Source organism: Vibrio chanodichtyis (genome assembly GCF_028863985.1).
Lineage (GTDB): Bacteria > Pseudomonadota > Gammaproteobacteria > Enterobacterales > Vibrionaceae > Vibrio > Vibrio chanodichtyis.
The window spans coordinates 26,660-47,699 of the sequence record NZ_JARBFT010000010.1; the positions used below are offsets into that span (position 1 = coordinate 26,660).

Below are 21,040 nucleotides of genomic sequence, written 5' to 3' on the forward strand. Positions count from 1 at the left end.
ATCCGCTATGAGTACTCTTGAATCGATTTTTTGGCACGTCCTCGGTTACAGCGCCATGCCAGTGATCATTCTGGCCGGTTTCCTTGGGGTGGCCGTGGTTTCACTTGGCCTACTGGCCATGACCAAAGATAAATAAATAGATACCGTTAAACCTCCAAAATCCGGTGCTCAGCGCCGGATTTTTTTGTATAGAGAAAAAGGTCTGCCATTGGCAGACCTTGAAATATTCAACCCTTCTCAGTGCCACGCTGGCTATGGCGCACTGTCGATTTCTGGTTTGAGATAATGCTTGGCCTTTAGCCCAAACCACTCCGGTAATACGGTACCAATCGAAATCGATGACCAGGTACCAGAGATCACCCCAATAAACATGGCAATCGCAAAGCCTTGCAATGGTGCGCCGCCCATTAACCATAATGCGGCAATCGTCATCAAGGTCGTGCCAGAGGTGACCATAGTGCGCGAGAAAGTCGCGATCACCGCCTGATCATTAATCGCAGCGGTCGGGGTCTGTTGTTTGGCTATCAATAGCTCACGGATCCGATCCGCAATGATGATGGAATCATTCAGTGAATAGCCGAGTACCGCCAATATTGCCGCAAACACGGTGAGATTAAACTCCATCTGCGTTAGCGCAAAAAAACCGATCACTAACACCACATCGTGCAGCAAAGCCAACAAAGCACCACTGGCTAAACGCCATTCAAAGCGAAAGCTTAAATAAGCGAGGATCGACAGCAGGCAGATCAATAACGCTAAGCCACCTTGGTTGACCAAATCTTCCCCGACTTGCGATCCAACCATGCTATTGCTAACAATCTCAACCTGCGTCGAGAGTTGGTGAAGTAGCGCGTCGATCTCTAGCGGAGCGGCAGCTTGATCCGCTAATGGGTAACGGATCACCCAGCGTCCATCCTCACCCGATGGGGTAGCGGTAACCGAATCACCTAATGCCGGCTGTAGCTGTGCGATAAGCTCGGTTTTAGTGACCGAACGATCGATGATCGCCTCGGTCACCATACCACCGGTAAAATCCAGCCCCATATTGAGACCTTTGCTGGCCAATGCGGCCACCGACACAACCACCAACAACATCGAGACTAGGCCGGTGATGTAACGAATAGGACGAATGCGCGCTTTAAAATATTCAATCATGGCTTATACCCTTACATCACGACGCGTATCGCGTCCCCAAATCAGATTAATTAATGCTCGTGAAGCAAATACACCACTGAACATACTGGTCAGCAAACCCAGACCCAGGGTCAATGCAAAGCCTTGGATCGGCCCATTACCGATCGAATACAGAATAACGGCCGTGATCATCGTAGTAATGTTGGCATCAAAAATCGTGCTAAAAGCACTCTGGAAACCCGTATCAATCGCTTGAGCAAAATTACGCCCTTCCGCCAACTTGTCACGGATCCGCTCAAAAATCAGCACGTTGGTATCCACCGCCATGCCAACTGTAAGCACCAATCCCGCAATACCGGGTAAGGTCAATACTGCCCCAGGCAGTAGTGCAATCAAGCCCAGCAAGCACGCCATGTTGATCAATAGCGCCAAGTTCGCCACCCAGCCAAGACGGCGATACCACAGCGCCATAAACGTCAGCGTCATGGCCATGCCGAGTGCTAATGCGGCAAAACCGTTAGCGATGTTTTCTTCCCCTAATGACGCACCAATCGTGCGTTCTTCGACAATGGTCACTGGTGCGGTTAAAGAACCTGCCCGCAGCAACAGCGCTAATTGCTGCGCTTCTTCCATTGAACCCGCTCCGGTGATCCGAAATTGGCTGCCGAGCTGAGATTGAATAGTGGCAACGCTGATCACACGTTCACTACGCACCGTTTCACCCTGCGCATTAGTTTTATATTCACGGTACACCGTCGCCATCGGCTGACCGATGTGCTTACCAGAAAAATCACTCATGATTTTACCGCCGGCGTGATCGAGGGAAATATTCACCTCAGACATTCCCATGTTATCAACCCCTGCCCGAGCATTAACAATATGCTCACCGCTCAGCACAGGCCGTTTGGCTAAAATCACCGTGCGACCATTGGCATCTTCCAGCAGCAAATCCTCCATGCTGCGGGCTTCGCTCGCCGACTTTGCTTGATAAAAAGCCAAACTGGCAGTGGCACCAATCACGTTTTTTGCTTGTGATGGATCTTGTACCCCTGGCAGCTCAATACGGATCGCGTGTTCACCTTGCCGTTGGACCAGCGCTTCGGTGATGCCAAGTTCTTCAATCCGATCACGCATAATTTTTAAGTTCTGCTGAATGGTTGTGGTTTGAAATTCGGCTTTATTTTGAGCGGAAGGTTGAACCTGCAAATAACTCGAACCTTGGCGGATATCCCAATCACGATAATTCTCTTGCAGATATTGGCGAACATGCTGCAGCGCCGCCGGTTGATCGGTTTTGACCTCGAAACCATCACTGACCATCGCTTGCACGGTGACTCCCCGTATCCGCGCAGCACGCAGTGAATCTTTCACCGCATCCATCATGCTATCTCGCTGCTCTTGAAATGCTTTATCAACATCCACATTGAGCAGAAACTGCACGCCACCGCGCAGATCTAATCCCAATTTTATCGGTGAAAAACCTAAATTATCGAGCCACTTCGGGGCGACCGACACATAAGAGTAACTGATGGTATCCCCTTCTTGCACCAGTGGATCGAGCACATTGCGAGCTTGGGATTGCTGCGTTTCATTGGCAAACACTAACATGGTTTGATCGCCACGTTGGGTAATTTCATCGGCTTGGATGTTGTGCTTATTCAACAGTTGGGCAAGCTCTGGCACATTACGCAGCACACTGCTGGTTTGTTGGCTTTGTAACTGAATGGATGGTTGCTCACCATACCAAGTTGGGATCGCGCTTAAAGTCAAAATAACAATGGTCGTCACTAGTACGACGTATTTCCACGCAGCATAGTGATTGAGCAATCGCTTAGCCGACTGCTTAGGTGTGGTTTTTTTCATAGTTCCCTCTCAGCCTAAACTGAGTTATTCAACAAGTTATGATTGTTACTATAGTGTTAATTAAACTTGGTGTGGGAAAATAAAAACTGACTATTGAGCGCGACATACATCGCGTTACTCTCTTTCCAGCCGGCAAGACGGTGAGTTGCGCTAAAAAAATCGTAACTGCGGTTCAGATGATGGTTAGAGTCATCGATCACCACCGAGTATGGAGTGGTGACTAACATTGGCCATGGCGACGATTCGGGATCACTATCAAACGGTAAATCCGAGCCCCCCTCCGCTAAGCGCTGAGCTAACCCGTTCAGTGCATGATTTAAAATCGCGCGTGGCGTTGGTGTGACATCAGATTGTGAGCGAGGTATCGAGCTCGGTGGCGGTGCGCTATGAGCTACCCGTTCAGCCCTAGTAAGGCTTAATGTGGAGCTGAACGGTAAGATTGAGGGCTTAGCGACATCAAGCGACTCACTGGCTTTTTGCTCTAGCGCACAGGCGAACAGCGGCGCAGGAAGCGCAAACGCAACGACCACCAACCAACACGCAATAAGGGCTCGCCAGAACATTATGTCGCTCTAACCACTGAAAGATGTCAGCAGTTTAGGTGGATGTTTCACCAAGCTCAAGCGAAAAAATGTGATCTAACGATAGAAAATTTGGCCAGTTTGCGCATTCAGATAAATCTTATTACGTTGGTTCAAGCCGCCACAGTAGATAAAGTAAACCGGTTGGCTCGCGTAGGTGACTGAGCGTACCCATCCCCCGAGCTCAGCAAAATCTTGTGGGGCACAATGCCCATCATTGAGTAACCGATCGGTGCTGGTCACAAATTGCTCTTGGTATAACCCAAAGTCATCAGAAGCGCCAATATAGCCAGCTACGGTTTTGCTCCGTTCTTGTGGCGTAATGATCGGCGCTTCAACGCTTAAGCCATCCAGAGGGATCCACTCAGCCACTTCAGGCCCACCTTCTTGATAAACGTAGTAATCAGAAATGCGTCCCCACCCCGATTGTTTTTCAAGCAGATGAACCCGTTGACCTCGATAGAGCAGATTATTGAGGTCAACATAAGCACTTAGATCCGGCTGTTCGCGCACCCCTAAACTGACCGCGCTCACATAAAAATCCATCACTTCAGGTCTCGCCTCTAGAGCTGGAGTCAAGCTCAGCGTTGGCAATGGTGGCTCAGCGACACTTTCCCGCGAGGCGTTGGTATCGACCGCTTCAGCATCCATGTGCGGTTTGAGATAAAACAGATAAATCCCTGCGGCGGCACAGCCTAAGCCAAACAGCAGCACCACTAACATTAGCCATTTTTTCATCTTTCCTCACTTATCCAATGTTTTCTATATTTCCAATGTTCGGTGTTATTTTTAGATCGTTATTTTTGAACCTGAGCGGAACACAACGCGGCCAGTTGAATCTAGGCGATAACGCGCAGCGTGCTCCCCACCCGTGCCGCCGACACCTCTAACCTTAAGCCAATTTGCTCTTTAAGTTCAGAAACATGAGAGATGATCCCGATGGTACGTCCCCCTTGCTGCAAATCGATCAGGGTTTGGATCGCCAAATCGAGTGACTCCGGATCTAAACTGCCAAATCCTTCATCAATAAATAGTGTATCTAAACGGATGCCACCACTGTAGGACTGCACCACATCCGACAAACCAAGCGCCAACGCGAGCGCCGCCATAAAGGATTCCCCACCAGACAAGGTCGCCACATCGCGCCATTTGCCGCTGTAACTGTCCTCAACCATCAGATCGAGTCCCGATCCGACATTGCCTTTAGCACGCTGCTCTTTGCGCTTCAGCAGATAGCGACCGCGGCTCATTTTCAATAACCGCTGCGAAGCTTGCAGCAACACATCATCAAGCAGCACTCCCAAGACAAAGCGATGTAAGCTGACCTTAGCGCCGGTTTTACCGTTAGCCACATCACTCAGAGTCCCCACCACTTGGTATTCCGCTTCTAACGCACGATTTTTTTGATACAACTCGGCCAATTGATTGGCCACCCGTTGTAAACCATCCCACCGTGATTGCTGCTCAGTCATTTGCTGTAGAGCCAGATCGGTGCGCTGCTGCTGCTCAGCCACCGCCGCCAACAGTGGCGCAAGTTGTGGCCAGCTTTTAGCGTGCAATTTACGCGCTAATGCCTGTTGCTCACCACCAAGCATTGCACCGCGCTGTTCATAGTGGGCAATCTGTGCCTCCAGCTCAAGCATCCGCGGCTCGGTCACCCGCGCGGCCAAATAGTGTGTTTCATCAATCAAAGCATAATGCTGCAAGCCTTGCTGCCATTGATTCAGCGCCTGCTGCGCTTGTTGCTGTATTTGTCGGTGCTGCTCTAACGCGGCTTGATAAGCCGCTTGGGCGCTCGCGGCTTGCTTTTGTGCTTGTAGTGATTGCGCTTGCGCTGTTTGTTCGGCGGCTTGCAATGCGTCAATTTGTGCAATCACGCGCTGAATTTCGCTGCGCAGTGTCTCTAGATCAGCCAAGCCCTCGGGAATATCCTGTTGCAAACTCGCCAACTCGGCCTGAGCCTGCGTCAATCGCTGCCAAGCTTGCTGCTCAGCCTGCTGTTGCAGTTCCAACGCTCGTTGATTCTGGATCAAATTCTGCTCAAACTCTGCGAGTTGGCGCTGTAATTGTTCAGGTTTCAGTTGTTGCAGCACTTCAATTTCGCCGCGTAAACGTTGCTGTTGTTCCATTAATACGGCCAATGGTGCGACACCTTGTACATCCAGATCGGCACTTAAACTGGTCAATTCTTGCTCAAGCTGTTGCCATTTAAACCGTTGCTGTTGCTCGGCATTGCTCGCCACTTGCAACTGCTCCACGCTATGCTGCTGAGCGGCTCTGGCCTGTTCAACCTGAGTTTTAGTGACCGCGTCACCAAGATATTGCGCTGGTTGGGGATGGTCAACACTGCCACAGACCGGACAAGGTTGATCGGTTTGCAGCGCTTGTGCCAACTCCGCCGCACGCTGGGTATGCCAACTGAGCTCCAACTGATCGGCAACGTGCTTAGCCTGCACAACTTGAGTTTGCGCTTGCTGCTGCAACGGCTGCAGTTGCGCCCACTGTCGCTCGGCGGCTTGCCGTTGTTGCTGTAACTGTTGCTCACGCTCGCGAGCCTTTAGATAGCCACCAAGCTGCTGTAGCTGCGCTTTTTGCGTCTCTAAATGAATTAATTGTTGCTGCTGTTGCTCTCGCTCCAGCCGCAAGGCTTGGATGGTTTGATTAAATTGCTCTGCCTGCTGCTGAAGGTGGTGAGTGTGTTGCGTGCAGCTGTGCCATTCATGCTCCGCTTGGCCGATGCGCTGCTCAACGCTCGCCTGTGCCAGCAGTTTTTGCTGCGCTTGTTGCCAGAGCAGACGCTGCTCATTGAGTTTCGGCACTGCTGCACATGCCTCACTGGCTTGTTGGTTGGTTTGTGCCGCTTGTCGCTGATGCAGTTCACTTTGTTGCAACCACAGTTGCTGCTGCTCAACCCCACGCTCGGCTTGCTGTAACGCTTGTTGAGTCTGCTGCCACTGTTGATAGGCTGGGGTTAAATTGGCCGCTTTTTGCGCCTGCTGTTTGTGTTGGCGCAGCTGCTCAATGTGCTCCGCTTGCTGTTGATGCTCAGCAATCTCGATCGCGAGCTGCTGCTGGCGAATAAAGAGCTGCTCAAGTTCTAAACTGGTTTGATAATGGGCTTTAGCGTGATCGAGCTGTTGCTGCTCAGTATGCAGCTTAGCCTGCGCTGCGGTAAGTAATGGCTTCACTTGCTCAAGATCTTGCTGTAATTGCAGTTCACTGGCTAAGCCGACGACATTGAGCGTCCCGGTGATCTGCTGATCAAACTGCTCTTTCTGTTTGCGGATCCCCGCCGCGCGCTCAAACAGAGCCTGTTCAATGCGGCTGTAAAGCTGAGTTTGAAATAGCTGACCGAAGATCTGCTCGCGCTCTTTGGAATTCGCGGTCAGTAATTCACGAAATTTACCTTGTGGCAGTACCATCACCTGGCGAAACTGTTTCACATCCAAACCGATCAGATCCACTACCGCTTTAGCGACCTGATTGGGCTTATTGGCGATCAGTTCAGTGTTGTCGGATTGCAGAGCCAGCAACAGCGCCGAGTGTGCTTTTTTGGTCATGCCTAACCCGCGCTTTTTCGGGATCTCTTGATCTGGCTGGCGAGTGATTTGGTAACACTTACCATTGAGTTCAAATTCAAACACCACTTCAGTGAGACAATCTGGCGCGGCAAAATCACAACGCATTTGATCGCCGGTGCGTTCACTACCCGTAGTCTCCCCGTATAGCGCGTAACAAATCGCATCTAAGATCGAGCTTTTGCCGGCTCCTGTAGCACCGTTAATCAAAAACAGCGGAGCCTCGCCCAGCTCCGTAAAATCAATCACTTCGCGCCCAGCAAAAGGGCCGAACGCTTGCAGTGTGAGTGTTAATGGACGCATGTTACTCCCCTTGCGCGGTTAGGCGTTGGATCACCTCAATCACCACTTGCTGCTGTGCTTCAGTCAGCGACGCGGATTGCGCTTCTAAGAAAAAATCACTAAACATCTCTAGCTCACCACGCGCTAAACGGGCTTTACCCATCGCTTGATCAACACCAATCAACATGCCGGGTTTTTCTAAATGCAGCACATTGGGGTAAACCTGACGCAATTTATCCATCGGATCCAAAATAGCGTGCTGGTCTAAAAGGCGTACCAGCAAATAATCATCAGCCTGTGGATCGGTGGCTCCTTGCGCCAAAATTGTCGCCAACTCCCCTTCAATAATGCGCATTTGATGCGGCGCTTGCAGCGGCACTAAGCTGGCGCGCACAAAACCGTGCTGATCCAGTTCAACTAACGTGGCACCTTTGCTTTGATGCTGCTCACCAAAACTGTATTTCATCAGCGAGCCAGAATAGCGGATATGCTCTGCCCCCTTAGTTTGCGGCTGATGTAAATGCCCGAGGGCCACATAATCAAAAGCTAAGAAGTGTCGATGATCGACGCGATCCGAGCCGCCAATCGACAGCGGGCGCTCCGATTCGGACTCCATCGCACCATCAACAAAACAGTGGCTAATTAATACATTGCGCTGCGTAGCATCCGCTTGCGCCAAGATTTTCTCACACAAAAATTGATGTGCGGCATCATGAGTGGTGAGCTGATTTTGATAGTGGTGACGCACCAATTCTGGGTCATGATACGGCATCCCCCAAAAAGTGACGGCACCGGCTTGCGCGGAGTGTAAAGTGATCGGCTGCATCATCTGCTCAAAATCAGCAAAAATGTGTAAACCCGAATTTTTCATCTGTTTGGCAGCAAAACCTAAGCGTTTCGCACCATCGTGATTACCGGGGATCAATAAGAGTGGCATGTTCAGCTCACCACAAATCACACTCACCACCTCATCAAGCAGATCGATCGCTGCGGTAGAAGGTACCGAGCGATCATAAATGTCCCCGGCCACCACGACCGCATCAACTGGGTTAGCGCGTAAGTAGGCCAGCAATTGCCCAAGTACCGCCCGTTGATCATCCAAAAGGGAAACTTGGTGAAATTGGCGGCCAAGATGCCAATCCGAGGTGTGGAGAAACTTCATACATTACCCATGCAGCGAAACAAAACTGGTCAATATCATACCGTTATTTTGTTCAAGCACGCACTTTTAACTGACGTGGGATGAGTTCGATCCCAGTTTGATAACGTTTGGCCGAAGCATTGAGCGCCAAAGCTAACGCGCTATCGGCAATCCATTCAAATTGCTGCGGTAATGAGTTGACCTTGATCGGTAAAAAATCGAGCAGTCGGTGATCACCAAATGTAGCAAGACGCACTTTGTGCATCAGCTCAGGCTGCTCCAATAGCACATCGAGGATCCCTTCAAGCAAGGTATAAGAGGTTGCCACCACCGCATCCGGTAACTGTTTAGCCGCGACCCACTGGGCGAAGACTTTACGCCCCTCTTCGCGATTAAAGTGCTCGCCGTAGGCGATCTGGGTCAACAAGTGGTGCTGGCTCGCTGCACTCAAAAAGCCTTGCTCACGCTCACGCGACACATTTAAATCCGGCAACGCCCCAATTAAACCAATACTGCTAACTTGATCGCTCAATAATGAGTGAGTCAATTCAAATGCGGCACCAAAATCTTCGCTGATCACACAGCAGAAATACTCATCATCCAGTGCCCGGTCAATCGCGATCACTGGCGTGCCGGCTTGTTGTAACTGCAAGTAAAACTCACTGGCGTTGGGGATACTGCTGGCAACAAATAGTGCATCAATTCGCCGGCAGACTAACGCTTGCGCTGCGGCCATTTCAATCTCTGGCGAATCATCTGAGCAAGCGATCAAAATTTGGTAACCCGCCTGCCGCGAATTGTGCTCCAAAAGTTTGGCTAAACGCGCATAACTGATGTTTTCCAGATCGGGAATGATCAAACCGAACGAGCGGCTGTTACCGGCGCGCAGTGCCGATGCGGCGTGATCGGGACGAAAGTTATACTGCTCCACCACCGCCATCACTTTTTGCTGAGTCTTGGCACTGATCCGATATTTTTGGGCTTTACCATTAATCACATAGCTGGCAGTAGTTTTCGAAACACCGGCTAATTTAGCGATTTCATCAAGAGTCATCATCCTCACCTTATTTTTGTGGGTCTGATCATAGAATGCGATTTTCGCTCCTAACTGAGAGTTGAATTATAAGCTGAATCGATTCAGTATTAAAGCTGAAAGGATTCAGCAAAAGTGCGATTGACTCACACTCTCGACTAAGAGTCTGCAATAAGAGTCAGCAAAGGATGGCAATCAGATCGCACGGCAAAATCATGATGATTTAAGGTTTTGCTGAATTTTTTTGCTCTTAAAGCTGAACCGATTCAGCTTTAAGTCACACCAAGCTAGGATGACGCACTGCAGATGGCTCAGACGCCGCAAGGCAAGCCACCATTCATCCAGCTCACATAGGCAAACAGGGGTTAACGATGTTGGAACTCACCACACAAGATATTCAATTGCAGCAACAGTTTGAAAATAAACAGGCGGCGATTTTAGGACTGGCACAAGCACTGATCTCTAAAGGTTTGGTAGCCGAAGGTTATGCGCAAGGCATGCTGAATCGTGAAGCACAGCACTCCACCTATCTGGGCAATGGGATTGCCATCCCTCATGGCACCATCGATACCCGTGAGCTGGTCAAGCAAACGGGCGTAACGGCGATGCATTTTCCACAAGGTTTAGATTGGGGTGATGGTAATCGCGTCTATGTCGCGATTGGGATTGCCGCAAAATCTGATGAACATTTGGGCATTTTAAAACAGTTGACCAAAGTGCTATCCGCCGATGGCGTTGAACAAGCCCTGCAACAAGCACAAACTGCAGCGCAACTGATTGCGATTATTAAAGGTGAAGCACAATTACAGGCCGATTTTGATGCTTCGTTAATCCAGCACCAATTTCCAGCCAGCGATATGCTGCAAATGAGCGCGGTCGCCGGTGGTTTATTAAGAAATACCGGTTGTGCGGAGAGTGAATTTGTCGCGCAATTAGTGACCAAAATTCCAACTCATCTGGGCCGCGGTTTATGGTTAATCGCCAGTGATCGCGCGGTTAATCGCACTGGTATGTCAATCGTCACCACCGCTAATGATTGCGAATATCAACAGCAACCAGTGAAAGCTCTGATCGCATTTTCGGTCTGTAATGATGCCCATCAACCGCTACTGGATAAAATAACTAAATTAGTCTTTCAACAAAAACAGGATTTGATTTGGCAAGCCAGTGTTGACCAGTTACTCAATCTGTTTGTTAACACAGCAGGTCAAGCAACGAACGAAACCTCTGAGTCTCAGACAGCCGACACTTCGGCGCACAGTGCGATTTTCCGCATCAAAAACAGCCATGGCTTGCATGCGCGTCCAGGCGCAATGCTGGTGGCCGAGGCCAAGAAATTTTCAGCCAATATTCGGGTAGCCAATCTTGATGGTGATGGGCATGTGGTCAATGCCAAAAGCTTGATGAAAGTGATTGCGCTTGGCGTGAAACACAATCATCAATTGCAATTTAGTGCCGAAGGTCCTGATGCTGAAGCGGCGCTGCAAGCGATTGGCGCTGCGATCAAAGCTGGCTTAGGTGAAGGTTAAGGAATCGATCATGACCAATAAAGTTGTCACCATTACATTAAATCCAGCGCTCGATCTGACCGGTAGTCTGAGCCAACTCAATGTTGGATCGGTCAGTCTGGTTGAGCAAAGCGCCCTGCATGCCGCTGGTAAAGGGGTTAACGTCGCAAAAGTGCTCAGTGAGTTAGGTGCTGAGGTGACCGTGACCGGTTTTCTTGGCCGTGATAACCAAGAGCTATTTTGCCAATTATTTGAACAGCTTGGCGTAAAAGATCAATTTATCCGTATCGCTGGCGCCACGCGGATCAATGTCAAATTGGTTGAGCAACAAGGCACAGTGAGCGACATCAATTTCCCAGGCATCACGGTCACTGAGGACGATATTGCGGCATTTGAAGCGACCCTACTGCGCCTCGCGCAAGATCATGACTATTTCGTCCTCGCCGGCAGTTTACCGCAAGGTATTTCGCCACAACGCTGCGCAGGTTGGATTGAGCAGCTACATCGCATGAATAAAAAGGTGCTGTTTGACAGTAGCCGCGATGCTTTGATGGCCGGTTTAGAGGCCAAACCGTGGCTGATCAAGCCTAACGATGAAGAGCTGAGCCAATGGTGTGGCCGCGAATTAAGCACGCTGAGCGAATGCCAGCAAGCGGCCAACCAACTGGCTGCCAAACAGATTGAAAATATCGTCATTTCCATGGGTGCCAATGGCGTAATGTGGCTGCACCAAAATCAGTGGTTACATGCCAAACCACCTAAAATGCACGTGGTGAGCACGGTTGGTGCTGGTGATACGCTGGTGGCCGGCCTGTGCTGGGGACATATGCAGAATATGGAAAAACAATCATTGCTACGTTTCGCGACTGCTTTATCCGCCCTTGCGGTGACTCAGGTGGGCGTTGGAATTGGCGATCGACAACAACTCAATACTCTACAACAACAAATTATAGTATCTGCACTCCATCCCGTGATGAGTGCCTAAGGACAGAAGGTCGTGAATATGAAAATAGCCATCGTAACGGCATGCCCAAGTGGCGTTGCCAATAGCATCATCGCTGCAGGATTATTGCAACAAGCCTGTAAAACCGTCGGTTGGGAGGCTGCGATCGAGTGCCATTCAACCGTGATCGCCGGTCATACTCTGACTGCTGATGAAATCCAAGCTGCGGATCTGGTGATCTTGGCGACCAACTGCCCAGTGGATAGCCAACGTTTTGTCGGCAAAAAAGTCTACCAAAGTCCAATTTCAGCCTGTACCAGTGATCCGGTTGCATATTTGACTGAAGCTGCAGAAAAAGCGACTGAGCTCAGCGCCGCACAAGCCACTGCGGCAAGCTCGGTGACTGCAACGGCAACCGCGACCGCGAAGAAAATTGTCGCCATTACTGCTTGCCCAACTGGGGTAGCACACACCTTTATGGCTGCCGAAGCATTAGAAACCGAGGCGGCACGCCAAGGCCATCAGATCAAAGTGGAAACACGTGGTTCGGTTGGCGCTAAAAATCAGTTGACTGCGCAAGACATTGCCGATGCAGATTTGGTGATCATTGCGGCGGATATTGATGTGCCATTAGAGCGCTTTAATGGCAAACCACTTTACAAAACCAGCACCGGTTTAGCCTTGAAGAAAACCGCGCAAGAACTCAATAATGCGTTTACTCAAGCCAAACCGTTCTCGGCTGCCGCAGCAAGCACCAGCAGTGAAAACAGCGAAGAGAAAAAAGGCGTGTACAAACATCTGATGACCGGTGTTTCGCATATGCTGCCTGTGGTGGTTGCGGGCGGGCTTATTATCGCGCTCTGTTTCGTGTTTGGGATTGAGGCTTTCCAACAAGAAGGCACCTTAGCGGCGGCATTAATGCAAATTGGCGGTGGTTCGGCGTTTGCGTTGATGATCCCGGTACTGGCTGGCTATATTGCGTTTTCGATTGCTGACCGTCCCGGATTAGCACCAGGTTTGATTGGCGGTATGCTAGCAAGCTCGACCGGTGCTGGCTTCCTAGGCGGTATTGTGGCGGGCTTCCTAGCCGGTTACAGCGCAAAACTGATTGCTGACAAACTTGAATTGCCACAATCAATGGCGGCACTTAAACCGATCCTGATCATTCCTTTTATCGCAACCTTGTTCACCGGCTTAGTGATGATCTATGTGGTTGGCGGTCCAATGTCGAGCATTATGCAAGCCATGACCACCTTCTTGAACAATATGGGTTCAACTAACGCAGTACTGCTTGGCTTGGTGCTGGGCGCAATGATGTGTTTCGACTTAGGTGGCCCAATCAATAAAGCCGCTTACACTTTTGGTGTTGGTCTGTTGGCTTCACAAACTTATGCCCCAATGGCGGCGATCATGGCAGCCGGTATGGTACCTGCACTGGGTATGGGACTGGCAACTCTGCTAGCAAAAGATAAATTTGAAGCGGCAGAACGTGAAGCAGGTAAAGCCTCTTTTGTTCTGGGCCTGTGTTTTATCTCTGAGGGCGCGATTCCGTTTGCAGCCAAAGATCCGATGCGCGTGATCCCCGCATGTATGGCAGGTGGCGCGGTGACTGGCGCGCTGTCAATGCTGTTTGGCGCGAAACTGATGGCACCGCACGGTGGTCTGTTTGTACTGTTGATCCCTAATGCTATCAGCCCAGTATTGCTGTATTTAGTGGCGATTGCCATCGGTACCGCCATCACTGGTTTTGCTTACGCGATGCTAAAAAAATCCGCATCAGCTCAAGCCGTTACCGCATAACTTTGCGTTGATATAATACAAAAGCCAGTGATTGATTCACTGGCTTTTTTAATGATTGAATATCAGATGGTTAAGTCACGTTAGATTAACGTTGACCTTGAATATAGTGGCGAGAAACATCCACTACCGCGACATCTTTGAAAAAACGACGCCCCAACAGTAATGGATACGCCAAATGAGTACGGTCAGTTAAAGTGAACTCTATCTCTTGCTTAAGATCACCAATTTGGATCCATACCATCACCACAGGTCGGCGCTGCGGCTCATTCACGTTTGATTGACGAATTCTCACCCAGCGCTCAACCGGCAAAGTGATCAGCTCACTGCGCACACCCTCATGCTCAATTCGAAATTTCACCCAATCTTGGCCACTGCGCTCAAACGGGACAATCTCAACCGCGCTGATCGAAGAGGTGGTTGCACCGGTATCGATCCGCGCTTTAAAACTCTCTTTTAAACTGGGTAAATAGACCCACTCCTGATCACCGAGTACGATTTTGCCATCTGAAGTGTACTTGGCGCTGGAAAAATCATCCTGTTTATTCACTTCAAGCTCCAATGAAGACGCAGGTTCAAGCCGCAGTAAGGGCTCGACCAGTGGCTGATTGTCATTCATGTCCGCCACAGGTTGGAGAATAACCTCAGCGGCTGGCTCCTCAATAACCTTGCTCTCCGACAGCCAAGGAGGTGTAGCACACGCCATCAAGCCGCTACTTAACATTAAACACACCAATAATTTCAGTGGATGATTCATCGTTTCACCTAATCAAATACCCCTGTTCGAGGGATGATGTTACACGCTTGAGTTATGATGCTTGAGTTATGATGCTTGGATTATGACGCTTGCGTTACGAGACTTGGATAATCGCCTTCGCCACATAAGGAATGTCTTTTTCAGTCAAGCCAGCAATATTAATTCGACCATCGGCCACGCCATAAATCGCAAACTCGGCACGTAAACGAGCCATCTGCTCACCACTCAAACCCAGCACCGTGAACATTCCTCGGTGGTTTTCAATAAAGTCAAATTGTCGCGTATTGTATTGATTTCTCAACTCATGACATAAATCTTTGCGTAGAGTTAACAACCGTTGCTGCATATCACGCAACTCTTGCTGCCAGATGCTGGTCAACTGCTGATCATTTAATACGGTTTTGACTAGTGCGGCGCCATGATCGGGCGGCATAGTGTAAGTAGAGCGCGCCAAGGTGAGCATTTTGCCGCGGGCGTTGGTCACTTCACGCTGATTTTTGCCAATCACCAGTGCGGCGCCAGTACGTTCACGATATAGGCCAAAATTTTTGGAGCAAGATGTGGTGATCAGCATCTCTTCGACACGTTTGGCCATATAACGCAGACCTTGTGCATCTTGATCTAAGCCATCACCAAACCCTTGGTAAGCAATATCAACAAATGGAATAAAGCCATTTTTCTGGGCCAATTCTGTGATCGCCTGCCACGCGCTAAAATCGATATCCGCTCCGGTTGGGTTATGACAGCAACCGTGCAATAAGACCACGTCTTGACTTCCCGCTTGCGCTAAATCGGCCAACATTGCCTCAGTATCGACCATTTTGGTATCACGACTAAAATAACGGTAGTAACGAACCTTAAGCCCCGCCGCTTCCATCACGGGTTTATGATTGACGTAACTGGGATCGCTGATCCATACCGTTGTATCCGGCTGCGCGACACGCATTAAATCCCCCAACATACGCAGTGCGCCGCTGGCACCAGGGGTTTGAATCGCAATGGTACGCTCGGAATCCAGCGCCGAGTCCAAAACCAAGTGCATCATGCTGTGATTGAACTCTTCACATCCGGCAAGGCCAACATAAGATTTACTGGTTTGACTGGCGACAACCTTCTCTTGCGCCAAGCTGACTGCACGCATGATCGGGGTTTGACCGAGGCTGTTTTTGTAGACGCCAATGCCCAAATCCACCTTTTGTGGGCGTGGATCACTACGAAAAGCGACGGAAAGAGAAAGAATAGGATCTAAAACTGGTGCTGGTAAATCGGTAAACATGAAAGTCACAACCCTTTGAAATTCAGGTAACAACCCACAAAGTAAACCAGATAACACAAAATCGAAAGGGATTTTTTGCCCACAGTATACGGTCATGATAACCGTGCACTACGAGCAAAAACATTATCGCGTGAAACGGTGGATCACTTGATTGGCACTACCCCGCCACTCTAACCCCGGATCAGCTTGCTGCTGTATAAACTTGCCATCAATCAGAACATCGATATAAGGCAATAATGCTTGTTGTGCCACATCCAATTCTGCCAACTGATAGCCAGTCCAGAGCCAGATATCTTTACCCGGACATTGCGTTTTCACGCGCTGGATCAACTGTAACACCGCGGCTAAATTGGCGGGATGTAGAGGATCCCCACCAGAGAGTGATAAGCCACGGCGCTTGATCCGCTGATCATTCAGATCGGCAATAATTCGATCTTCCAGCGCTTGAGTATAAAGATGGCCAGATGACAACGACCAAGTACTTTGGTTGTAGCAGCCTTTACATTGATGGACGCAGCCGGAGACAAACAGCGTACAGCGTGTCCCCGGCCCGTTGACCACATCAATCGGATGGTATTGATGGTAATTCATATGCTTACAGATGTTTTACTCGCCGTTTAACTTCTTCTTGCTTACCGAAGTTAAATGGCCGAGCATCTGGACTGCCTAAATAACCACATACGCGGCGTGTGACAGACACTTTGGTTGGCTCATGATTGCCACAACGGGGGCAGACAAAACCTTTGCTGGTACAATCAAACTCACCGGTAAACCCACACTCATAGCATTCATCAATCGGGGTGTTAGTACCGTAATAAGGGACTCGGTGATAGCTGTAATCCCAGACATTTTCTAAGGCTTCGACATTACGCTGCATATTAGGAAACTCGCCATAGCAGATAAAGCCACCACTCGAAATTTCTGGATAAGGCATCTCAAAATCAATCTTATCGTATGGATTAACTTTCTTTTGCACATCTAAATGGAAACTATTGGTGTAGTAACCTTTGTCCGTCACTCCTTCCACGACCCCAAACTGTTTAGCATCGATGCGACAGAAGCGACTGCACAAGTTTTCGCTTGGTGTGCCGTACAAACTAAACGCGTAACCGGTCTCTTTTTTCCATTGATCAACCGCTTTGCGCAGATATTGAATGATATCCACCGCCGCTTGCCGTAACTTGGCATCATCATAAACATGCTGCTGCTGACCAAACAGAGCGATGATGGTTTCATGCACACCAATGTAACCCAGCGAGATAGACGCACGACCATGTTTGAAAATATCCGCAATCGAATCGTTGGCTTTCAAACGCACACCACACGCCCCTTCCATATATAGGATAGGAGCGACACGAGCTTTAACATTTTCTAAGCGATTGATCCGCGTATCCAAAGCACGGCGAGCTAACTTAAGCTTCTCATCCAGTAATGCATAAAACTTGCTGATATCTCCTTGCGCTTTCAAAGCGATGCGCGGCAAGTTTAAGCTCACCACACCAAGGTTATTACGTCCCTCATGGATCAGCTCACCATTTTCTTCATAGGTATTGAGGAAAGAACGACAGCCCATTGGGGTTTTGAACGATCCTGTTACCTCAACCACTTTGTGGTAATTGAGAATATCTGGGTACATGCGTTTAGATGCACATTCGAGCGCCAACTGCTTAATATCGTAGTTAGGATCGTCCGCTTTATGGTTGAGCCCATCTTGAATTGCAAAAACTAATTTTGGAAATACTGCCGTTTTGCGATTTTTGCCCAAACCGGCAATCCGGTTTTTTAAGATCGATTGCTGGATCAGACGCGATTCCCAACTGGTCCCCAAGCCAAACCCGAAAGTGACAAACGGAGTTTGCCCATTGGCGGTATGCAAGGTATTGACTTCATATTCCAAAGATTGAAAAGCGTCATAACACTCTTTTTCAGTGCGTGATTTGGCAAATGCATCGGGATTATGAATATCCCACTCGCGGGCGATCTCTAAATGTTTGTGGTAGCTTGCCGTCACATAAGGCGCCAGCACTTCATCAATCCGGTTGATGGTCGTGCCGCCATAAATATGGCTCGCCACTTGGGCAATAATTTGCGCTGTCACGGCGGTAGCGGTAGAAATCGATTTCGGTGTATCAATTTCAGCATTACCCATTTTAAAGCCGTGAGTCAGCATGCCTTTGAGATCGATCAGCATGCAGTTAAACATCGGGAAAAATGGTGCGTAATCGAGATCATGATAGTGAATATCACCCGCTTCATGGGCTTGCACTACATCACGCGGCAAAATGCGCGTTTTGGCGTAATGCTTAGCCACAATACCAGCCAGCAGATCACGTTGGGTTGGGATCACTTTGCCATCTTTGTTGGCATTTTCGTTGAGTAAGTCGGCGTTGCTTTCTTGGATTAACCCTTCGATTTCTTGGGTTAGTTTGCTCTGCTTCTCACGCGCGACGTCGCGATCATGGCGATATTCAATGTATGAACGGGCTAATGCTTTGTATGGCCCTTGCATTAACTCGTTTTCAACTAGGGTTTGGATTTCGGCGATATGCACCTCTGCGTAATCGTGCAGTTTCAGCTCTACCGCTAACGCGACATTGAGTGCGTAAATAGCGATTTCCTGATCCGCATGCTCTGCAGCACTTTCCACTGCCGCTTGGATACGATCCCTGTTAAATGGCGCTTTTGAGCCATCACGTTTGATTACGATAGGTTTCACCTGCTCTCCTTACCCAGCATACTCACAGAGTTATCCACAAATACACTATATAGGGCGATATTATTCTGCCACTGACACTATATGTTGTGGCGTATTTAACGAAATGCGTCAAGGGAGAGTATTGATTTAGATCAACAAAAACCAAGCAACGTACAAGATCAATCCGATCTTATTGGGCAAGATCCCAAACCAGAAAGAAACCTTGAAAATCATCATTTTTGTGATTTTTGTTACTGAATTTAGTGCAACCAGACTCAACATCTTGCTATCACAGGCTTAGCGCTGATTCGATTTTGTTAACGACCATCGCAGGGCAAAACTTAACGTCACCAATACGGTTTTACATCGCATTTCTATTGTTCCAGCAGCGCAGAGTAAATAAGGTCATGCGGTCAAGTTTCGAGAGATTGAGGAGAGGTTAGGCACAAGAACGTCGGATACAAAAAAGCGAGCTTAACCGCCCGCTAATTTTACTTTGAATCCCTTGGCTTCCAGCAGTGTTTTGAGTAGGTCTCGCACATCGCCTTGAATTTCAATGTCACCGTCTTTAACGGCACCACCGCAGCCACATTTTTTCTTAAATTCAGCCGCCAATAGTTTTAATGCCGTATCATCAACATCTAACCCTTTGACTAAAGTTACGCCCTTGCCTTTACGGCCTTTGGTTTCACGCAAAATTCGCACAATACCATCGCCTTTCGGGCGCTCAGTTTTCTCTGCCTCGGGCTTAATACGCCCCAGCTCGGTTGAATACACCAGTGTCATATAATCCAATCTATCTTTTCTGTGTCGCTTGTTGTTTGGCTACTAAATAAGCTTCGATATGTTTTTGAATGGCAATTTTAGAACCTTTAATTAAACGGCCATTAAAAAAACAATACCACTGGTTGGCTTCACCGGTATCATTTTTAATGGTAAAACCATGGAACTGCTCTTGCACACCACTGGCCAGTTCACGCCGCTGACCAATCGATTCAAACTCTTTTGGGTTGATGATTGATGCGGTATCACAAAACCAATCAATACTTTTTTTTACGGCCGCTAAATTACCGGTCAGTAGATGATTTTTTATGGTGACTTGCCATGTATCGGTTGAATTGTCAGCCGACTGGAGATTAAAACCTCGGTAGATTGCAACAGCCATATATACCCTGCCTCTCATTGAAATTGGCTAAAGAATAATTCTATCTTTCAGCTTATCAAGCCGATTGCCACGAATCTGTTAACTTACCGTTCATTATACTGAAAAGCATCATCTTTCAATCCCTGGTGGCAACCTAATTGAAAGATGATTGACGGGTTTGTTAAGCGATCCTAGTTAGCGGCCAAGTCCGCGCGATATTAGCGAGCTGCCAACGTCGAGGTGACGCATTGTGCGAGAAACTCACTAAAACGATGCCCATTATTTTCCAGCATTTTCGGGAACATTGAAATCGGCGTCATACCAGGGAAGGTATTCACTTCATTTAGATAAATTTGCCCCTCTGGAGTGAGGAAAAAATCAATCCGCGATAAATGACGCAACTGCATATGAGTAAACACTCGCTCGGCACAGTGCTGAATTAACGCACGCTGCTGATCGGTCAAATTGTCTGCTTCAATCACAGTGCGCGAGTGGCTACTGGCACTGTATTTTTCCTCATAGGAATAAAAAGCATCCTCAGGTGCGATCACTTCTCCCGGTTTAGAAATATGCAGTTTGCCATCCATCTGGTAGGCGGCGACTTCCAGCTCGCGGGGTTTAACCGCTTTCTCGACCAACACTTGATCAGAATAGCCAAATGCTGCCTCAATCGCACCGGCAATTTTATCTTGCTCAGTCACCTTATAACATCCAACTGAAGAGCCTTGCCGCGCCGCTTTAACAAAGACGCTGCCCCAATTGATAAACGCTTGCTGTGCCTTCGCGACCGCCTCTGGCGTATTTTGGGTTAAAAACAGATAAGGCGTATTAGGAATGTCGAGTGCGTCATACCATAATTTGGAGGTGATTTTATTAAAACTATTGGCGCTGGCTTCGGGGCCACAGCCTAAATAAGGGATGCCAGCCAACTCAAACATCGATTGAATGTCGCCAGTTTCGCCAGGGAAACCATGAATACAAGGCACCACAAAATCAATCGAATAGCAGAGTTGTTCACCATTTAATGTCGCGCGGTTGGTATCGAGATAAACCAAATCGCCCTGTTCGGTAAACCAGCCGTCTTGTTTCATTTCAACCCGAATCACATTGAATTCAGGGGTTAATTCCAGTTGCTGTTGCAGATAGTTGGCCGATACCAGTGAAACTTCGTGCTCAGATGAGCCACCACCACACAAAAGTAGAATTGTCGTCTTAGTCATTAATTGTTCCGGGACACTAAAGTAATCATTGCTGGCTATCATAGAGGATTCAACATCAACTTACAGTCAATGTTGATGTTTCTTCACT

General features: G+C 48.7%; 17 protein-coding genes and 1 pseudogene. 4 read left to right on the forward strand and 14 right to left on the reverse strand.

Annotated elements, in window-relative coordinates; genetic code table 11:
- Window positions 1-7 precede the first annotated feature (7 nt).
- On the forward strand, window positions 8-136 hold the full coding sequence (locus tag PUN32_RS10560; protein ID WP_000105480.1) for a TIGR02808 family protein: 129 nt from the start codon (window positions 8-10) through the stop codon (window positions 134-136).
- 116 nt (window positions 137-252) lie between these two features.
- Here PUN32_RS10560 and secF read toward each other — a convergent pair whose 3' ends face one another.
- From secF to cra, 7 genes are all read right to left on the reverse strand, one after another.
- Window positions 253-1,155: a protein translocase subunit SecF gene (secF, locus tag PUN32_RS10565; RefSeq protein ID WP_274723071.1), complete on the reverse strand. Its 903-nt coding sequence runs from the start codon at window positions 1,153-1,155 to the stop codon at window positions 253-255.
- 3 nt (window positions 1,156-1,158) lie between these two features.
- Complete coding sequence (gene secD, locus PUN32_RS10570; protein WP_274723072.1) at window positions 1,159-2,997, reverse strand: protein translocase subunit SecD; 1,839 nt, start codon at window positions 2,995-2,997, stop codon at window positions 1,159-1,161.
- A gap of 56 nt (window positions 2,998-3,053) precedes the next feature.
- Complete coding sequence (locus tag PUN32_RS10575; protein ID WP_274723073.1) at window positions 3,054-3,560, reverse strand: hypothetical protein; 507 nt, start codon at window positions 3,558-3,560, stop codon at window positions 3,054-3,056.
- 75 nt (window positions 3,561-3,635) lie between these two features.
- Window positions 3,636-4,301 carry a hypothetical protein gene (locus PUN32_RS10580; RefSeq protein ID WP_274723110.1) on the reverse strand — a complete coding sequence of 222 codons (666 nt, stop codon included), beginning with the start codon at window positions 4,299-4,301 and terminating at the stop codon, window positions 3,636-3,638.
- A 116-nt stretch (window positions 4,302-4,417) separates the two neighbouring features.
- Window positions 4,418-7,459, reverse strand: a complete 3,042-nt coding sequence (locus PUN32_RS10585) for an SbcC/MukB-like Walker B domain-containing protein (protein WP_274723074.1) — start codon at window positions 7,457-7,459, stop codon at window positions 4,418-4,420.
- Window position 7,460: 1 nt separating this feature from the next.
- Window positions 7,461-8,600, reverse strand: coding sequence for an exonuclease SbcCD subunit D (locus PUN32_RS10590; RefSeq protein ID WP_274723075.1), 1,140 nt, complete (start codon window positions 8,598-8,600; stop codon window positions 7,461-7,463).
- A gap of 52 nt (window positions 8,601-8,652) precedes the next feature.
- Entirely contained in the window at window positions 8,653-9,633 is a 981-nt protein-coding gene (gene cra / locus PUN32_RS10595) for a catabolite repressor/activator (protein WP_166015377.1), read from the reverse strand.
- A gap of 350 nt (window positions 9,634-9,983) precedes the next feature.
- Between cra and fruB the strand changes: the two genes are divergently transcribed.
- From fruB to fruA, 3 genes are read left to right on the forward strand one after another with little or no spacing between them, the layout of a single operon-like run.
- Window positions 9,984-11,141 (forward strand): fused PTS fructose transporter subunit IIA/HPr protein, encoded by a 1,158-nt coding sequence (gene fruB / locus PUN32_RS10600; RefSeq protein WP_274723076.1) that lies wholly within the window; start codon window positions 9,984-9,986, stop codon window positions 11,139-11,141.
- A gap of 10 nt (window positions 11,142-11,151) precedes the next feature.
- Complete coding sequence (gene pfkB, locus PUN32_RS10605; RefSeq protein ID WP_274723077.1) at window positions 11,152-12,105, forward strand: 1-phosphofructokinase; 954 nt, start codon at window positions 11,152-11,154, stop codon at window positions 12,103-12,105.
- 18 nt (window positions 12,106-12,123) lie between these two features.
- Window positions 12,124-13,863, forward strand: coding sequence for a PTS fructose transporter subunit IIBC (fruA, locus tag PUN32_RS10610; protein WP_274723078.1), 1,740 nt, complete (start codon window positions 12,124-12,126; stop codon window positions 13,861-13,863).
- Between the two features lie 85 nt (window positions 13,864-13,948).
- Here fruA and PUN32_RS10615 read toward each other — a convergent pair.
- The 7 genes and pseudogenes from PUN32_RS10615 to PUN32_RS10645 all read right to left on the reverse strand — a co-directional run.
- A pseudogene (locus tag PUN32_RS10615) lies at window positions 13,949-14,470 on the reverse strand (ATP-dependent zinc protease family protein); the annotation flags it as partial.
- A 241-nt stretch (window positions 14,471-14,711) separates the two neighbouring features.
- On the reverse strand, window positions 14,712-15,893 hold the full coding sequence (locus tag PUN32_RS10620; protein WP_274723080.1) for an amino acid aminotransferase: 1,182 nt from the start codon (window positions 15,891-15,893) through the stop codon (window positions 14,712-14,714).
- Between the two features lie 123 nt (window positions 15,894-16,016).
- A complete protein-coding gene (nrdG, locus tag PUN32_RS10625; protein ID WP_166015371.1) occupies window positions 16,017-16,484 on the reverse strand; it encodes an anaerobic ribonucleoside-triphosphate reductase-activating protein in 468 nt (155 codons plus the stop codon).
- A 4-nt stretch (window positions 16,485-16,488) separates the two neighbouring features.
- Window positions 16,489-18,609, reverse strand: coding sequence for an anaerobic ribonucleoside-triphosphate reductase (gene nrdD / locus PUN32_RS10630; RefSeq protein ID WP_274723081.1), 2,121 nt, complete (start codon window positions 18,607-18,609; stop codon window positions 16,489-16,491).
- A gap of 453 nt (window positions 18,610-19,062) precedes the next feature.
- The gene (yciH, locus tag PUN32_RS10635) at window positions 19,063-19,374 is read right to left on the reverse strand and encodes a stress response translation initiation inhibitor YciH (protein ID WP_274723111.1); all 312 of its coding nucleotides are present in this window, start codon (window positions 19,372-19,374) and stop codon (window positions 19,063-19,065) included.
- A 10-nt stretch (window positions 19,375-19,384) separates the two neighbouring features.
- Entirely contained in the window at window positions 19,385-19,753 is a 369-nt protein-coding gene (locus tag PUN32_RS10640; RefSeq protein ID WP_274723082.1) for a DUF3319 domain-containing protein, read from the reverse strand.
- A gap of 197 nt (window positions 19,754-19,950) precedes the next feature.
- Window positions 19,951-20,952: a D-alanine--D-alanine ligase gene (locus tag PUN32_RS10645; protein ID WP_274723083.1), complete on the reverse strand. Its 1,002-nt coding sequence runs from the start codon at window positions 20,950-20,952 to the stop codon at window positions 19,951-19,953.
- Window positions 20,953-21,040 lie beyond the last annotated feature (88 nt).

Excerpts from the sequence above, each read along its gene's own strand:
- PUN32_RS10560 (WP_000105480.1), top strand. The coding sequence starts at position 8 with ATGAGTACTCTTGAATCGATTTTTTGGCACGTCCTCGGTTACAGCGCC.
- secF (WP_274723071.1), bottom strand. The coding sequence starts at position 1,155 with ATGATTGAATATTTTAAAGCGCGCATTCGTCCTATTCGTTACATCACC.
- secD (WP_274723072.1), bottom strand. The coding sequence starts at position 2,997 with ATGAAAAAAACCACACCTAAGCAGTCGGCTAAGCGATTGCTCAATCAC.
- PUN32_RS10575 (WP_274723073.1), bottom strand. The coding sequence starts at position 3,560 with ATGTTCTGGCGAGCCCTTATTGCGTGTTGGTTGGTGGTCGTTGCGTTT.
- PUN32_RS10580 (WP_274723110.1), bottom strand. The coding sequence starts at position 4,301 with ATGTTAGTGGTGCTGCTGTTTGGCTTAGGCTGTGCCGCCGCAGGGATT.
- PUN32_RS10585 (WP_274723074.1), bottom strand. The coding sequence starts at position 7,459 with ATGCGTCCATTAACACTCACACTGCAAGCGTTCGGCCCTTTTGCTGGG.
- PUN32_RS10590 (WP_274723075.1), bottom strand. The coding sequence starts at position 8,600 with ATGAAGTTTCTCCACACCTCGGATTGGCATCTTGGCCGCCAATTTCAC.
- cra (WP_166015377.1), bottom strand. The coding sequence starts at position 9,633 with ATGACTCTTGATGAAATCGCTAAATTAGCCGGTGTTTCGAAAACTACT.
- fruB (WP_274723076.1), top strand. The coding sequence starts at position 9,984 with ATGTTGGAACTCACCACACAAGATATTCAATTGCAGCAACAGTTTGAA.
- pfkB (WP_274723077.1), top strand. The coding sequence starts at position 11,152 with ATGACCAATAAAGTTGTCACCATTACATTAAATCCAGCGCTCGATCTG.
- fruA (WP_274723078.1), top strand. The coding sequence starts at position 12,124 with ATGAAAATAGCCATCGTAACGGCATGCCCAAGTGGCGTTGCCAATAGC.
- PUN32_RS10620 (WP_274723080.1), bottom strand. The coding sequence starts at position 15,893 with ATGTTTACCGATTTACCAGCACCAGTTTTAGATCCTATTCTTTCTCTT.
- nrdG (WP_166015371.1), bottom strand. The coding sequence starts at position 16,484 with ATGAATTACCATCAATACCATCCGATTGATGTGGTCAACGGGCCGGGG.
- yciH (WP_274723111.1), bottom strand. The coding sequence starts at position 19,374 with ATGACACTGGTGTATTCAACCGAGCTGGGGCGTATTAAGCCCGAGGCA.
- PUN32_RS10640 (WP_274723082.1), bottom strand. The coding sequence starts at position 19,753 with ATGGCTGTTGCAATCTACCGAGGTTTTAATCTCCAGTCGGCTGACAAT.
- PUN32_RS10645 (WP_274723083.1), bottom strand. The coding sequence starts at position 20,952 with ATGACTAAGACGACAATTCTACTTTTGTGTGGTGGTGGCTCATCTGAG.